The sequence below is a fragment of the Apibacter sp. HY039 genome (assembly GCF_004023655.1).
Taxonomy (GTDB): domain Bacteria; phylum Bacteroidota; class Bacteroidia; order Flavobacteriales; family Weeksellaceae; genus Apibacter; species Apibacter raozihei.
Genome location: NZ_SAYM01000008.1, coordinates 90,786 through 105,080 on the forward strand (window position 1 = coordinate 90,786; position 14,295 = coordinate 105,080).

Here is a 14,295-nt window from a genome sequence, read left to right on the forward strand (position 1 = left end):
TGACTCAACCAGAAAATTAAAATTACAAAAATGGATTTAGGTAAAGAATTTATAAAATATGCAGTGAAACATGAAGGAATTAATAGTCTCACAGTAGACCAATATGTAGTTTCTTCCATGACACCTTATATAACTGAAGAGCGTAAATTAAATGTGGCACAGATGGATGTTTTTTCCAGATTAATGATGGATAGAATTATCTTTTTGGGTACAGGAATTGATGATCAGGTAGCTAATATTGTTACTGCTCAGTTATTATTTTTAGAAAGCACAGATGCATCTAAAGATATACAGATTTATGTAAACTCTCCGGGAGGAGGAGTTTATGCAGGTTTGGGAATATATGATACTATGCAGATCATAAAACCGGATGTTGCTACCATATGTACGGGAATGGCAGCCTCTATGGGTGCTGTATTACTTACCGCAGGTGCAGCTGGAAAAAGATCCGCTCTAAAACATTCTAGAGTGATGATTCATCAACCTTTAGGAGGGGCTCAAGGTCAGGCATCCGACATGGAGATTACTTTAAAAGAAATTTTAAAGTTAAAAAAAGAACTTTATGATATTTTATCAAATCATTCTGGTCAGCCGTTTGATAAAATTGAAAAAGACTCAGACAGAGATTACTGGATGACTTCAGCCGAAGCAAAAGAATACGGATTAATAGATGAAGTTTTAGACAAACGATAATACGTTGTTTTGCTTTATTTATATAACATAATATTAAACAGAAACTTTCGTTTATTTTTATAATAATCAAACGAAAGTTTTTTGTTTTTTTAAAAATATACTCGATGATAAAAAAAATACTGTTTTTATCTACGCTGTGTTACGGATGTTCATTAATGGCACAGGTAAAAATCACAGGAGTAGTAATTAATTCGGATATTCAGCGTCCGGTATCCGGAGCTGTAATCTCTTTGAAAAATACATCCATTCAAACCATTTCCGATAAAAATGGGAATTTTAAAATTGAATCTCCCTTACCGGTAGATTCTTTAATGGTTAAAATGGGAGATATACCCTTAAGAACAATTGCTATTACAAAAACGGAATATAACGGGTTAATCATTGGACTTTCTTCCGATGAGTTAAAAAATATTCTTACTGCTCCTCAGATTACTGCACCTGCAAAGAATTCCGATACTACTACAGCAAATACACAAACGGAAATTAAATCCATATCTCCAATACTTGCAGATTCATTACAAAGCAGAAATGAAACGAATCCTTTTTTAAAAGATTCCGATTCCATAAAAATGAAAATTTCCGGTAGATTGATTAATGCAGATACGCAACAACCTATACCGGATGCTGAAATTATTTTAGGAAATACTCAAAATTTCGCTTCTTCGGATAAGGAAGGGTATTTTTACGTAGAGTCAGATGAATGGGTGAATTCATTAGGAATCACTACTTCTGATTTTCCTTTGAAGTATGTAGCCCTTGAAAAAGGTGATAATCTTAATATGGAAATTAAATTTTCAGTTAATGATAACAATGAGACACCGAACAACACTTCTGGTAACCAATCTTCCGAACAAACATTAGGAGTTATAGAAGTGGTTGCTTTTCCAAAAAAGAGAGTACCTAAAAAAGAAAATCCGGCATATAGAATTTTAAATGAGCTTTGGAAAAGAAGAAGAACTAACGGGCTTACAAATTTTAAAAATTATCAATACAAAGAGTACGAAAAAATAGAGTTTGACTTAAACAATGTTGATAGTACTTTTATGAGCAAGAAGATATTTAAAAAGTTAAATATTACTTCTTCGGATATTGATACTTTAGATGTCATTAACGGTAAAACCTATTTGCCAGTTTTTATAAATGAATCTATAACAGATATTGTAGGGCAGAACGTTCCGTCTAAAAAAGAAAAAGAATTTTTATTAGGAAATAAAGCTTCCGGAATTCCTAACAACGACATCATTGCAAATACAGTTAAAAATTTATATAAAGACATAAATATATATGATAATACCTTAAACTTTTTTAACAAAGGTTTTACAAGCCCTGTTGCAACTATAGGATTTTCTGTTTACGATTATTTATTGGTAGGAGTTAAAGATGTGGAAGGAGTCAGTTGTTATCATATCAAATACAGACCCCGAAGAGATAATGAATTAACTTTTAAAGGAGACTTATACATAACCGAAAATACCTATGCAGTCCGGGAAGTGACTATGCAATCCACATCCGGAATAAATGTAAATTTCGTTAAAGATATTTACATGGAGCTTAGTTATGATAATGTAAACGATTCAATTTTTATACCTCTAAGAAATTATACGGTTTTGGATATGTCTTTGCTATCCAAAAAAGAAGGTACTAAAGGAATGTTTGCCAAGCGTACCATATCGTATGAAAACTATAAATTTGATCAGCCGGAAACGGAGGTTGAATCTTTGATTAACAGGCAATGGGATCCTATATCACAAGGGGCTTATAATAAAAAAGATGATTTTTGGGCAGATAACAGACCTGAGCGTTTAGGTGAAGATGAGATAAAAGCTTATGAATTGGTTGATAAAGTCTCTAAAACTAAATTTTTCCGAAATATTGTCGACGGAGTACAAGTTATATCATCTGGATATATAAATATTGGTAAAGCAGTAGATATAGGTAATTTATATCAGTCTTTTGGGTTCAATACTGTGGAAGGTTTAAGACTAAGAGCGGGTGCTAGAACTTATTTTACTCCAAATGATATGTGGAGGGTGGAAGGTTATACTGCTTACGGATTTAAAGATCAACAATTCAAATATGGTGCTGAAGCACGATATATGTTTAATAAATTTAATCGGTTTACCGTCGGTTTAGGAACTAAAAGAGATATAACTCAATTAGGTGTTTCCTTAACGGAAGATGAAGGTGTTATGACCCGTTCTTTTGCTTCCTCATCAATCATATCCAGAGGAGATAATGATTTTCTAAGTTCTGTTAATAGAACTAATGCTTTCTTATCAATAGAGCCTTGGAAAAACTTTCAAATCAGGTTGGATGGTTCTTATCAATACATAAAATCAGCAAATCCTGAAAAATTCGATATTGGTTATTATGATAAAAATGGGAACAAAAAAAATGAATTATATGATACCCATCTTACTTTAAGTATTATGGCTAGGCCTGGGGCTAAGTATTCGCGTAACGGTTTAGACAGATATGAGCATACCTCTTTAGCACCCACTATTATTTTAAAGTATGTTAAAGGCTTCAATGGAGTTTTGGATAGTGATTTCAATTACGATAAACTTCAGCTCTTATATTCTCAGCCAATACTTTGGGGTCCTATTGGTAAAACTAATGTAACCTTTGAATTTGGTAAGATATTTAACAAGCTTCCGGTTTCTTTATTAGGAGTTTTACCAGGAAACCAGTCTTACGGAATTATTCCTAATACATTTTCACAATTAGATTACTATGATTTTGTTACGGATATTTACTCAGCATTGCATGTAGAGCATCATTTCAACGGTAGATTTTTCTCTTATATACCCTTGTTAAAAAAATTACAACTTAGAGAAGTAGTATTTTTCCGAGGAGCCTGGGGAGATATCTCTGATGGAGCAAAATCGTTAAATGCTTCCAGTATTGCTTACAGGGCACCTAGCAAAGATATATATTATGAATATGGATTTGGGGTCGAAAATATAGGATTTGGCAACTTACGTATATTTAGAGTTGATTTTAACTGGAGAGGTAATTATTTGGATATGCCTGAAGTAAGTAAATTTGGTGTAAAAGTAGGAATGCAGTTTACATTCTAGATAAAAAAAAGGGAAATTTAATTTCCCTTTTTTTATTATTTTTTATTATTTAATATTTGATTTTGAGTTAGTTCGCGAATATTGCCGTAAGTGTTTTTCATAAGCTTAGGAATTTTATCTTTAGAAAACCAGTTTACTATTTCAATGTTTTCTTCTTTTTGCGGTTTAGGTTTTGCAGTGCCTTTATATTTCATATGGAACCAGTAAACCACTTTTAAATAATATCTTTTATCAAAATACACATGATAGGTAACGGATGCAAACTTACCAAGTTTAAGATCCGATATTGAACATTCTTCCTCTACTTCACGTACAGCAGCATTTTCAAACGATTCTTTCTTCTCAACATGCCCTTTGGGTAAATCCCATAGACCATTACGTTTAATAAATAAGTAGTTGTTATCTTTATTCCTCACAATACCGCCGGCAGCATAAACCGGTTGCGCAAAATTTTGAAATTTTTCCCAAACTTTATTTTTTTTGGAATGATAAATATGAATATGCTCTTTATCAGTGTTAAAAAGAAGATCAAAAGCCGATTCAAAAGTGGTTTTTGTTTTGTAGTGCAGGTTTACAGCTCCATTAACTTCCTTTTTACCGATAGTGAGAAGCTTGTCATTGACAAAAATTTTGTACATTTGTTAACTGATTTTTTCAAAAATACAAAAAAATGAATATAACCGGAGAAAAAACATTAGTTAATAAATCTGCAGAAGAAGTTTATGCGATTACATCACAGCCCGTAGAATATGAGAAATTTATGCCGGAAAATATCGATAAATTTGAAGCTACTGAAGATGGTTTTGTTTTTGCATTAAAAGGTATGCCGGAAATAGGATTAAAAGTAGAAGAAAGAATTCCTAATTCCAAAGTTGTTTTCACATCAGCTAAAGAATCGCTTAACTTTAATCTTTCCTTGTTTATTCAATCTCTTTCAGAAAATTCCTCAGAAATTCAATTTATATTTGAGGGTAAATTTAATATGTTTATTTCTGCCATGGTGGAAAAGCCACTCAAAAATTTTATCAAATCTTTGACTGAAGGAATTTCTAAAATTTAATATATATTTTATCTTAGTATATTTTAAAAGTCTTTTTTATTTATTAAAAAAGACTTTTTTTAGATATTTATTAAATGCTAATGTCTTTTAAACCAATTAATTATTATTTATTAATTAAAAATAGATTCAAATAAAAGATAATCAGATACAAATATCCTGATATATTTATAAATTACTATATTTGAACCCTGAATTTGTTATGGATTCAGAAATTAATGTATAATATTTAAAATAAAGATTATGATCTGGAATAGTCTTTATCTTCATGTATAAATTTAATTAATATTTATTGGTGAATAAATAAAAAAAATGTTTTAGAGCTGAATTAAATTATTAAATTACCGTTATGACAAAAATGTCATATTGATAAAAACTATGAAAAATATCTTATTAGAATCTTTAGGTGTTATAAACACTCCACATAAAAAAATAGAAGGTATGCCAATACAGCCAGCAGGTGCAGTAGGAATACAAGGAACCATTATTGTTGACGAAAAATTTTTAAAAGGCTTAAAGGACTTAGAAGGTTTTTCACACTTTATATTAATATATCTTCTTCATCAAATACAAGAATATGAATTAGAAATAATTCCGTTTATGGATACAGTTGCGAGAGGAGTTTTTGCTACTCGTTCACCTAAGCGCCCCAACAGAATAGGCCTGTCTATAGTCAAAATGATAAAAATTGAAAATAATCGTGTTTATTTTGAAGGGGCTGATATGCTAGATGGAACTCCTTTACTTGATATAAAACCATTTTTTGGAAATTATGACAATCAATTCAACGTAAAAAATGGTTGGCTGGATAAAGTGGGGAAAATTGATATAAGTAAAAAAAAATCTGATAAAAGATTTGAATAATTTAATGACTACCATGAATTTTAAATATAAAAATGTAATTCTGTTGATATTTCTATTACTTTTTTTTGTATTGAGTTTTATATTATCATTTACTATAGGAAGATATCCAATATCGGTTACCGATATACTTACTTATACTTTTACAGGTAAGGCTGAGGATGAAAATTTACCACTGTTGTTGTTTGAGGTACGTTTACCCAGAGTCATAGGAGCTGTAATAGCAGGAGGAGCTTTATCTGTATCAGGAGCAGCGTATCAAGGATTATTTAGAAATCCAATGGTAAGTCCGGATATTCTTGGTGTTAGTTCCGGAGCAGGTTTTGGAGCCTCTTTAGCAATTCTTTTATCTTTGAGTGCATGGGCTATACAATTTTCGGCCTTCATTGCAGGATTATTTTCAGTATTACTGGCGGTGTTTTTGAGCCGTTATATTTCCATGTTTAATAATAGAATCTTGATATTGGTTCTTTCAGGTATGATTATAAGTTCAATTTTTGGTTCACTTATTTCATTATTAAAATACATCGCTGATTCGGAATATAAGCTACCTGATATAACATTCTGGCTCATGGGAAGTCTTTCCGAAATAACTGTGAAAGAAATTAAAACCATTTTACCTATAGTTTCTATTTCTCTTATCCCATTATTTTTAGTGTCATGGAAGCTTAATATTTTGTCTTTAGGTGAAGAAGAGGCTCAGACACTAGGTATTAATACTTCCCGCTTACGACTAGTAGTCATTTGTTGTGCTTCTCTACTTACAGCTTCTATTGTTTCTGTTGCAGGTCTAATAGGTTGGATAGGGTTGATCATTCCCCACATGACAAGATTTATTACAGGTCCAAATCACAGAATTCTTCTCCCTGCTTCATTTTTACTGGGAGGAACATTTTTATTATGGATAGATAATTTATCAAGATCTATTTCATCTTTAGAAATTCCTCTGACTATAATAACTTCCTTAATTGGAGCTCCTTTATTTTTTGTGCTTTTAAAATTTTCTTCAAGAAATGCCTGGTAAAATAATTATGGAAACAATTAAAATTGAATTAAGACAGGCTGAATTAGGATATAAAAAATCAGTTGTATTAAAGAATCTTAATGTAGAGTTGTTAACAAATAGCACCGTGTGTTTGTTAGGTAAAAATGGGGCAGGTAAAACAACATTGTTTAAATCAATATTAGGTATTTTGCCTACGCTTTCCGGGAGTATAAATATAAACGGAAAAAATATAGCGCATTGGAACAGAAATGAACTAGCCAGACATATCGCTTATATACCACAAGCTAAAACACTACCATTTCCGTTTTCTGTTTTTGAGGTTGTACTCTTTGGGCGAACTGCTTATCTATCACAGTTTTCATCTCCATCCAAAAAAGATAAAATTATTGCAGATGCATGTTTAGAGCAACTAAATATTATGTATCTAAAAAACAGAATATTTACCCATTTAAGTGGAGGGGAGCAGCAAATGGTTATTATTGCCAGAGCCTTAGCACAACAACCTTCATTTCTGATAATGGATGAGCCAACCTCAAGTCTGGATTTTGGAAATCAAATAAAAATTATTCAGGAAGTCAATAATCTTAGAAACGAAAAAATGGGAATTTTTATGGCTACGCACAATCCTGATCATGCTTTTATGTGTGATGCCGATGTGCTGGTTGTTCATGAGGGTACCTTATGGAAACAAGGGTATTGTAATGATATACTTACAAATGAAACATTAAAACAAATTTATGGAGTAGACATAGATGTTATAGATCTCAAGCACAATGATAAAGAAAGAAAAATCTGTATTCCAGCATATAAATCATGAAATTATAAACAATGAAAAAAGAAAAAGAAACATTACACAAGGTTAACATAGTAGGAATAGGTCCCGGACATCCGGATTTATTAACCATTCAGGCAACACAAATTCTGGAACAGGCTGATGTTATTTTATATGATTGCTTAGCAAATCAATGTATTTTAGAAGACCAAAGATTTCTAGCAAAAATTGAATTTGTTGAAAAAGACATGACTTTTCAAAAAATGATTGATATAATGGAAAATTATTATTTGGAAGGAAAAAAGGTAGTCAGATTACGTTCCGGAGATTCAATGATGTTTAACAGCGGTGGAATCGAATCTAAAATTTTGAAAGAAAGAAAAATACCTTTTGATGTCATACCAGGGATTACTGCAACTGGTGCAGCCTCATCAGTTTTTTCAATTCCGACAACAGAATTGAATGAAAGCGATGCATTAGTACATTTCATTTCGCATGATACTCCTGAAAATTTTGCACAAATAAGAGATTTAACCGTGCTTTTCAAATACGGTACTACTATAGCTTTATATATGGCTAATCAAAATCTGACTCGTATACTTAATATTATGAAAGAAGAAAATGTAGATCAGAATCTTCCGGTGGTTGTCGTGTCAAGAGTCAGTATGCCAGAAGAAACAGCTATTTATACCCATCTATCTGAACTTTTGGGAACTTTAGAAACTAACCAGTTACGATCGCCGATGGTCTTTTTCATAGGAAAACATGTCAAAATATTGAATGATAAGCTAAACATAATTCAAAATAAAAACTAACATAAAATTATAAATGTGAAAAATAAAATATCAGCCTTAATATTTTGTGCAGGAACAACGTTTATATGGGCACAAAATCATACTTCAGATTCCTTATTAAAAGTTTTTGAATTGGGAGAAATTAATGTAATTGAAAAAGGAACTAAGCGCATATTGACCAATCAGGTAGATGAAAAACAACTCCGTGAGTTTGATAGAAACACTTTGACTGATGCTGTCAATCTGTTACCCGGAGTTACCATTTCTGAGTTTGGTGCAAGAGGGGAAGGAAACCTGAGTCTTCGTGGTTTTTCAATGCTTCAGACACCTATCTTTTATGATGGAATACCTATTTATGTTCCTTATGATGGAAATGTAGATATCAATAGATTCACTACTTTTGATATAGCAAAAATATCTGTTTCTAAAGGATTTACATCAGTTCTTTACGGGCCCAATACTATGGGAGGGGCAATAAATATAATATCAAGAAAACCCATAAAACCATTAGAAATATCAGGTATTTCCGGAATTAAATTCAGCAAAGAAGGCCTCAATAATTATAGTACTTCTCTAAATATAGGATCCAGAATAAATAAATTTTATTTTCTGGGAAATGTTTCACACATAAAAAATAATTTCAACTCGTTATCAGAAAAATTTAAACCCGGTACTAATGAAGGTGGAGGTAAAAGAAACCATTCTGAATATAGAGACTGGAAACTAAGTGGTAAAGTTGGATATATGCCCAATAAAACTGATGAATATTCATTAAACTTTATAATGCAGGAGGCACAAAAGGATATAGCTCCTCCGGTTGAAGGAAGTATGTACAGGGATTATCCTCAATATAACAAATACAGTATTTATTATCGTTCAAACACGTATTTAGGAGCCCAAACCTCTTTAAGTTTAACTGGTTTTTATGATAACTATTATAATAAAATGAATCAATACGATAATAATGAATATTTTCTGCAAAATACCAAAAAAGCATTTCGCAGTATATATGATGATTATTCGTTGGGTGGCTCAATTAATTTATCTACTGAATATTTTAAAAATAATATTTTAAAATTATCTTTTCACGAAAAGTTTGATTCACATAAAGAACATAATGCCACAATACCTCAAAATTTAGCTACCGGACAAAAAGAAATAGTGGGGGAGCCAATTCAGAAATATTTGGACAATACTTTATCAGTTGGAATTGAAGATGTATTTAATTTAAATAAATACTTTACTATTATAGCTGGTGCAAGTTATAACTATAGAAATAATATAAAAGCTCAGGATTATGGAACACATTATGAAACCGGAGAAAAAAATATTTTATTTGATTTTCCTACAGGTTCAGACAATGCTTTCAATTATCAGCTGGGAACAATATACAAACCCGCAGAACATCATGAAATATCATTATCAGCATCTCGAAAATCCAGATTTGCCTCTCAAAAAGAAAGATATTCCAGTCGTTTTGGCTCGCAAATTCCTAATCCTGATTTGAGTTCCGAATACAGTTGGATATTTGATTTTAATTATAAAGGACAAGTATCTTCAGCTTTACAATATGAACTTTCTTTCTATAGAAACAATGTAAGCAATGCTATTTATCAGATTACTGTAGGAAAACAGGAAGATGGAAATCCAATATATCAAAATAGAAATCAGGGAAAAGCAGTTTTCCAGGGATTAGAATTGTCATTCAATTACCGTCCCATAAAAAATATAAACGTTGGTGCTAACTATAGCTTTATTGAACTTAAAAATAAGAAGGATAAATCTTTAGAATATACAAACATTCCCAAGCATAAACTTATTATGTTCGGAAAGTATAATTTAACAAACTGGGATGCATATTTGCATCTCGATATGGAGATTAACAGCAACAGATATATAACGAGTGGTGGAGAGACGATTTCAGGTTTTACTTTGGTCAATGTTAAGGTACATTCTAAAATTTGGAAAGGTTTCAGTGGTGAAATCGGATCTAAAAATTTGTTAGATAAAAATTATTATTTATCTAAAAATTATCCACGGGAAGGACGTACATTTTTTACATCATTGCTTTATAATTTTTAAGTATGAAATCTAAATTTGGTATTTACGTTGTTATTTTTTTTCTTTTATCACTTATAAGTTGTAAAAAAGATAAAGTTTATTCTGAAAAAATAACAAGAACAATAACCGATATGGCGGGTCGTAAAGTAGAAATACCTGTCAACGTACAATCTGCTTTTATTGACAGGCATTCTGTAATGTTAGTCTATTCTTTTGACACACTGTTGCCTGTTAATCGAGTCTTTAACTATAATGATTCTGAAAAAAAATATTTAACCCAAGGTTTTTATGTAAATAAACCTTTGGTTATTAATGAAAATGCAGAAGAAATTATTAGGTTACAGCCAGATATTATCTTGTTTTCAAAAGCGTTAACAGAAGAAAATAGAAAAAAAGCAGACCAACTTCAGAAAAAAGTAAATATACCTGTGGTGTTGTTGGATAACGACTTTCATAATTATAAATCTACCTTGTCTTTTTTAGGAAATGTTTTAAATAAGAAAGAAAAATCAGAGAAATTAAATAATTTTATCCGAACTTACGTAGATTCTATTCCTATAAAAGCAAAACAAATTCCGGAAAATAAAAGAAAAAAAGTTTACTATGCTGAGGGGAATAAAGGTTTAAAAACCGATCCATCCGGCTCACTTCACAGTTTGCTAATTGATTTGGTGGGAGGTATTAATGTTGCTCAGGTAGATATTTTACCGGGAAAGGGGATGACAGGAGTTTCAATTGAACAAATATACTTATGGAATCCAGACATAGTCTTAGTATGGTCCGGGAACTATGATTCCAAAGATTCTTATATGCATATTCGGCATGATAAGTTATGGAAAGATTTAAAATCTGTAAAAGAAAACAAAGTATATCAGGTTCCGTGGAAACCTTTTGGCTGGATAGACAGACCTCCGGGAATCAACCGACTCATTGGGATAATATGGCTTTCACAAACATTGTATCCTGAAGTATATACCCAAAATCTAAATAAAATAACACAGGAGTATTTTAAGGAATTTTATCATTACAATCTTAATGAAGAAGAAGCGGCGGAACTAATTAATCCACAGCCAAACTAAAAGTTTAATGATTATGATTTATAAAAAAAGAGGCTTTTTATAAGCCTCTTTTTTTGTATTAAATATGATAATAATTTACTTTAATTATTTTCCAGCTTTGGAAGGATAATTTTCATACGCATATTTTACAGCTTTGTAAACATCTACAACACCTCCTGTTACGGAAAGTTTATCAAATGTAGTATCAACATCTTCGTTTAATAAAAGAGGTACATTTGATTTGTTTGCTGTTTTCAATAATATGTCTTTTACTTCTGCAGCTGTTAGGCTAGGGAAATAAGCCCATAGTAATGCCGCACATCCTGCAACTACCGGAGAAGCCATACTGGTTCCCTGTAAAAATTTATAGCCGCTTTTTGTTACTGTAGAATAAATCTCAAGTCCCGGGGCAAATATATCTACCCTTTGTCCGTAATTAGAAAAAGAAGCTTTTAAATTATCGTTGTATCGGGTACTAGCACCAACAGTTATCCAATTATTTACAAAAGAAGTATTTTCACCATCTTTGAAATTGGTAGGATAATTAAAAGTTATATCAACATTTTTATTATCGTTACCCGCAGCGTGTACCATTAATACATCTTTCTTTTCTGCATATTTCATTGCTTCCCAAACTCTTTCTTTGTCAGGGGAAAATCCTTTTCCGAAGCTCATGTTAATAACTTTTGCTCCATTATCTACAGCATAGTAAATTGCATTAGCAATATCTTTATCTCTTTCATCTCCATCAGGAACAGCTCTAACTACTAATATTTTAGCAACATCCCCAGCAATTCCATCCATTCCTATATTGTTGTTTCTTTCGGCAGCAATAATTCCTGAAACGTGTGTACCATGTAAAGCATCCGGACCTTCAACTTCATTATTTCCATAATTTTTCTGTTTTAAATCAGAATAATTATCTCCGATAATTGCACGTGGATCATAGTCTTTATTAAGCATATATTTTAATTGATCCCCATAATATTTTGCTTGTTCTTTAAATTGCTCAAGAGCTATTTTCTCAAACTCGTCAACAGTTTTGCCACTTACGCTACTATCGGAAGCCAGCATCATGACATAGCTTTTTAGATTAGGGTTAGCCAATTTTTGAGCATTTTCAACTGTAATCGTATTATTACCTAAAGCATCGCGAAGTGTGCTAACAACCTGAGATATCTGCTCCTGATTAGAAGAAATATTATCCATTCCTTTTTGAGCTTCCTTTAATTTTACGTCGTAAACCAATTTTGCTCTCAGGTATTCCTGATATTCTTTTGGATATTTTTTTATGTTAGCTTCGTTGGTACTTTTATTTGCACTTTCGAACATTTTTTCATATTTAGCAACTACACGGGTCGCTTCCATAGTATCGTGATCTACATCTTTACCATCTTTACCACCAATAAAATCCCATCCATGAATGTCATCTATATACCCGTTTCCATCATCATCCTTTTTATTATTAGGCTTCTCTTTAGGATTAACCCATATATTTTTTTTCAAATCCGGATGATCTATTTGTACTCCGCTGTCAATAACACCAACCACAATAAAGGAGGGCTTTATACCTTTGGATTTTAAAAATTCAATAGCATCATTGGTACCCACTCCGTAAACTCCGGTCTTTTCGTAATTTTGATGATACCAATTTTTTAAAGTTAAAGAATCTGTTGCCTGAGCAGACAGGCTGTTTACAAATAAGCCAAATGCTAATGCAATGCTAAATACTACTTTTTTCATTAATTATATGTTTTAGTATTTTTAAATGTTTGAAATATAAGTATCACATTTCGGGCCAACGTTACAAACCAAATCTAAAATAGATAAATCATTCATAAATTCAAATCGATCGGAAAAAACCTGAATATAGGGTTGGTTTTGAAATGTACTCTCTTTTTTTGCATTAAAGGTTTCCCGTGCGTCTTTGCCTTCAAAAAATTCATTGTACTCCAAAGTAAAGTCATAATCTAAGTTTAGCTTTACTTTATCATTGATCCATTGAAACGTTTTTAAATTAAAATCTATTAGATAGGTTTCTTTTTTATCAAATATTTCTTTAAGGCTGTCCTGATAATATTCAAAATACGGTGAACTTTGGTAGGACGATTTTATAGATTTCCAGTGTAGATTCATCCAATTGGAAGCATATGATATTTTTATATCCTTAAATATTCTGGCTCCTGTATGTTCGGTAGGGATGATAAGCGGAAGTTTACCATTAGCACCCTGTATTATACAACGGTTTCTATAGGTTTGCTTAGGGAAATTTTCCCATTTTTCCAATAATAATTTATCAGATTGTAAAGCCAATGCAAAATACGAAACCGGAGCAAAGTAAAAAATAGGTAATACAGTCATAAATTCGTTATAAGTCAACAAATTTAATACAATTTGAAATATTGATTGTTGATGAGTCCTCTTTTTTAATGAACAGGTGTAAATGTTGATTGCAAAAGAAATAATAGCTCATCAGATTTTAATAAACCATTATATTTAAAGATTAATTCATAATCAGGTGTAAAAAATAACCAACAGGGAAATGAAACAGTCTCATTTGCCGGAGTGTAATATTCCGCAAGCTCATGAATTCGGTTATTATTTTTAAATAAACGATGATTGAATGTTATTGGCTCTTTTGAGTCAGCATTTACGTTTAAAAAGTAGTAGTTTTCTGACAGAATCTTTTTTAATTCATTATCTTTCAGCAGTTGTTTCTCCTGTATTGAACAATAGGCACAATTATCTGTATGTATATAAATGATTATAGGCTTAGATTCCTTATTAACTAAGGAATCTAAGCTTTTAAAATTTATCTGGGCAAACATTACAGAAGAAAAGTTCAAAAGCATTATCATTATACAACCAATAATTATAATTCTTTTTTTCAGAAAGTTAAATTTGCCCATAGTA

At 31.3% G+C, this 14,295-nt stretch carries 13 protein-coding genes; 9 read left to right on the top strand and 4 right to left on the bottom strand.

All coding sequences use genetic code 11. The features are described 5' to 3' along the window. Positions 1 to 30: 30 nt before the first annotated feature. Together clpP and EQ921_RS13405 are read left to right on the top strand one after the other, a co-directional pair. A complete protein-coding gene (gene clpP / locus EQ921_RS13400) occupies positions 31 to 693 on the top strand; it encodes an ATP-dependent Clp endopeptidase proteolytic subunit ClpP (RefSeq protein WP_128332017.1) in 663 nt (220 codons plus the stop codon). A gap of 104 nt (positions 694 to 797) precedes the next feature. Next, positions 798 to 3,773, top strand: a complete 2,976-nt coding sequence (locus EQ921_RS13405) for a DUF5686 family protein (RefSeq protein WP_255424497.1) — start codon at positions 798 to 800, stop codon at positions 3,771 to 3,773. A 35-nt stretch (positions 3,774 to 3,808) separates the two neighbouring features. Here EQ921_RS13405 and EQ921_RS13410 read toward each other — a convergent pair whose 3' ends face one another. Next, positions 3,809 to 4,411 (bottom strand): NUDIX hydrolase, encoded by a 603-nt coding sequence (locus EQ921_RS13410; RefSeq protein WP_128332018.1) that lies wholly within the window; start codon positions 4,409 to 4,411, stop codon positions 3,809 to 3,811. A 32-nt stretch (positions 4,412 to 4,443) separates the two neighbouring features. On the opposite strand from EQ921_RS13410, the gene EQ921_RS13415 reads away from it, so the two are divergent. The 7 genes from EQ921_RS13415 (at position 4,444) to EQ921_RS13445 (ending at position 11,403) form a co-directional block, all read left to right on the top strand. Then, positions 4,444 to 4,833 (top strand): SRPBCC family protein, encoded by a 390-nt coding sequence (locus EQ921_RS13415; protein ID WP_128332019.1) that lies wholly within the window; start codon positions 4,444 to 4,446, stop codon positions 4,831 to 4,833. A gap of 375 nt (positions 4,834 to 5,208) precedes the next feature. Further along, positions 5,209 to 5,694, top strand: a complete 486-nt coding sequence (tsaA, locus tag EQ921_RS13420; RefSeq protein WP_128332020.1) for a tRNA (N6-threonylcarbamoyladenosine(37)-N6)-methyltransferase TrmO — start codon at positions 5,209 to 5,211, stop codon at positions 5,692 to 5,694. Between the two features lie 70 nt (positions 5,695 to 5,764). Then, positions 5,765 to 6,715, top strand: coding sequence for an iron ABC transporter permease (locus tag EQ921_RS13425; protein ID WP_255424498.1), 951 nt, complete (start codon positions 5,765 to 5,767; stop codon positions 6,713 to 6,715). A gap of 7 nt (positions 6,716 to 6,722) precedes the next feature. Continuing rightward, complete coding sequence (locus EQ921_RS13430) at positions 6,723 to 7,514, top strand: ABC transporter ATP-binding protein (protein WP_221410500.1); 792 nt, start codon at positions 6,723 to 6,725, stop codon at positions 7,512 to 7,514. An 11-nt stretch (positions 7,515 to 7,525) separates the two neighbouring features. After that, positions 7,526 to 8,284 (top strand): uroporphyrinogen-III C-methyltransferase, encoded by a 759-nt coding sequence (locus EQ921_RS13435; protein WP_128332022.1) that lies wholly within the window; start codon positions 7,526 to 7,528, stop codon positions 8,282 to 8,284. 15 nt (positions 8,285 to 8,299) lie between these two features. Further along, the gene (locus EQ921_RS13440) at positions 8,300 to 10,345 is read left to right on the top strand and encodes a TonB-dependent siderophore receptor (protein ID WP_128332023.1); all 2,046 of its coding nucleotides are present in this window, start codon (positions 8,300 to 8,302) and stop codon (positions 10,343 to 10,345) included. Between the two features lie 2 nt (positions 10,346 to 10,347). Beyond that, complete coding sequence (locus EQ921_RS13445; protein ID WP_128332024.1) at positions 10,348 to 11,403, top strand: ABC transporter substrate-binding protein; 1,056 nt, start codon at positions 10,348 to 10,350, stop codon at positions 11,401 to 11,403. 84 nt (positions 11,404 to 11,487) lie between these two features. Here the strand turns inward: EQ921_RS13445 and EQ921_RS13450 are convergent, their stop codons facing one another. The 3 genes from EQ921_RS13450 to EQ921_RS13460 all read right to left on the bottom strand — a co-directional run bounded on the left by EQ921_RS13450 (position 11,488) and on the right by EQ921_RS13460 (position 14,291). Then, positions 11,488 to 13,125 carry a S8 family peptidase gene (locus EQ921_RS13450; RefSeq protein ID WP_128332025.1) on the bottom strand — a complete coding sequence of 546 codons (1,638 nt, stop codon included), beginning with the start codon at positions 13,123 to 13,125 and terminating at the stop codon, positions 11,488 to 11,490. A 21-nt stretch (positions 13,126 to 13,146) separates the two neighbouring features. Further along, positions 13,147 to 13,743 (bottom strand): WbqC family protein, encoded by a 597-nt coding sequence (locus tag EQ921_RS13455; protein WP_128152450.1) that lies wholly within the window; start codon positions 13,741 to 13,743, stop codon positions 13,147 to 13,149. A gap of 65 nt (positions 13,744 to 13,808) precedes the next feature. Beyond that, positions 13,809 to 14,291: a thioredoxin family protein gene (locus EQ921_RS13460; RefSeq protein WP_128332026.1), complete on the bottom strand. Its 483-nt coding sequence runs from the start codon at positions 14,289 to 14,291 to the stop codon at positions 13,809 to 13,811. Between the last annotated feature and the right edge of the window lie 4 nt (positions 14,292 to 14,295).

What these genes read in the sequence shown, in the direction of transcription:
- clpP (WP_128332017.1), top strand. Translation starts at nt 31, where the DNA reads ATGGATTTAGGTAAAGAATTTATAAAATATGCAGTGAAACATGAAGGA.
- EQ921_RS13405 (WP_255424497.1), top strand. Translation starts at nt 798, where the DNA reads ATGATAAAAAAAATACTGTTTTTATCTACGCTGTGTTACGGATGTTCA.
- EQ921_RS13410 (WP_128332018.1), bottom strand. Translation starts at nt 4,411, where the DNA reads ATGTACAAAATTTTTGTCAATGACAAGCTTCTCACTATCGGTAAAAAG.
- EQ921_RS13415 (WP_128332019.1), top strand. Translation starts at nt 4,444, where the DNA reads ATGAATATAACCGGAGAAAAAACATTAGTTAATAAATCTGCAGAAGAA.
- tsaA (WP_128332020.1), top strand. Translation starts at nt 5,209, where the DNA reads ATGAAAAATATCTTATTAGAATCTTTAGGTGTTATAAACACTCCACAT.
- EQ921_RS13430 (WP_221410500.1), top strand. Translation starts at nt 6,723, where the DNA reads ATGGAAACAATTAAAATTGAATTAAGACAGGCTGAATTAGGATATAAA.
- EQ921_RS13435 (WP_128332022.1), top strand. Translation starts at nt 7,526, where the DNA reads ATGAAAAAAGAAAAAGAAACATTACACAAGGTTAACATAGTAGGAATA.
- EQ921_RS13445 (WP_128332024.1), top strand. Translation starts at nt 10,348, where the DNA reads ATGAAATCTAAATTTGGTATTTACGTTGTTATTTTTTTTCTTTTATCA.
- EQ921_RS13450 (WP_128332025.1), bottom strand. Translation starts at nt 13,125, where the DNA reads ATGAAAAAAGTAGTATTTAGCATTGCATTAGCATTTGGCTTATTTGTA.
- EQ921_RS13455 (WP_128152450.1), bottom strand. Translation starts at nt 13,743, where the DNA reads ATGACTGTATTACCTATTTTTTACTTTGCTCCGGTTTCGTATTTTGCA.
- EQ921_RS13460 (WP_128332026.1), bottom strand. Translation starts at nt 14,291, where the DNA reads ATGGGCAAATTTAACTTTCTGAAAAAAAGAATTATAATTATTGGTTGT.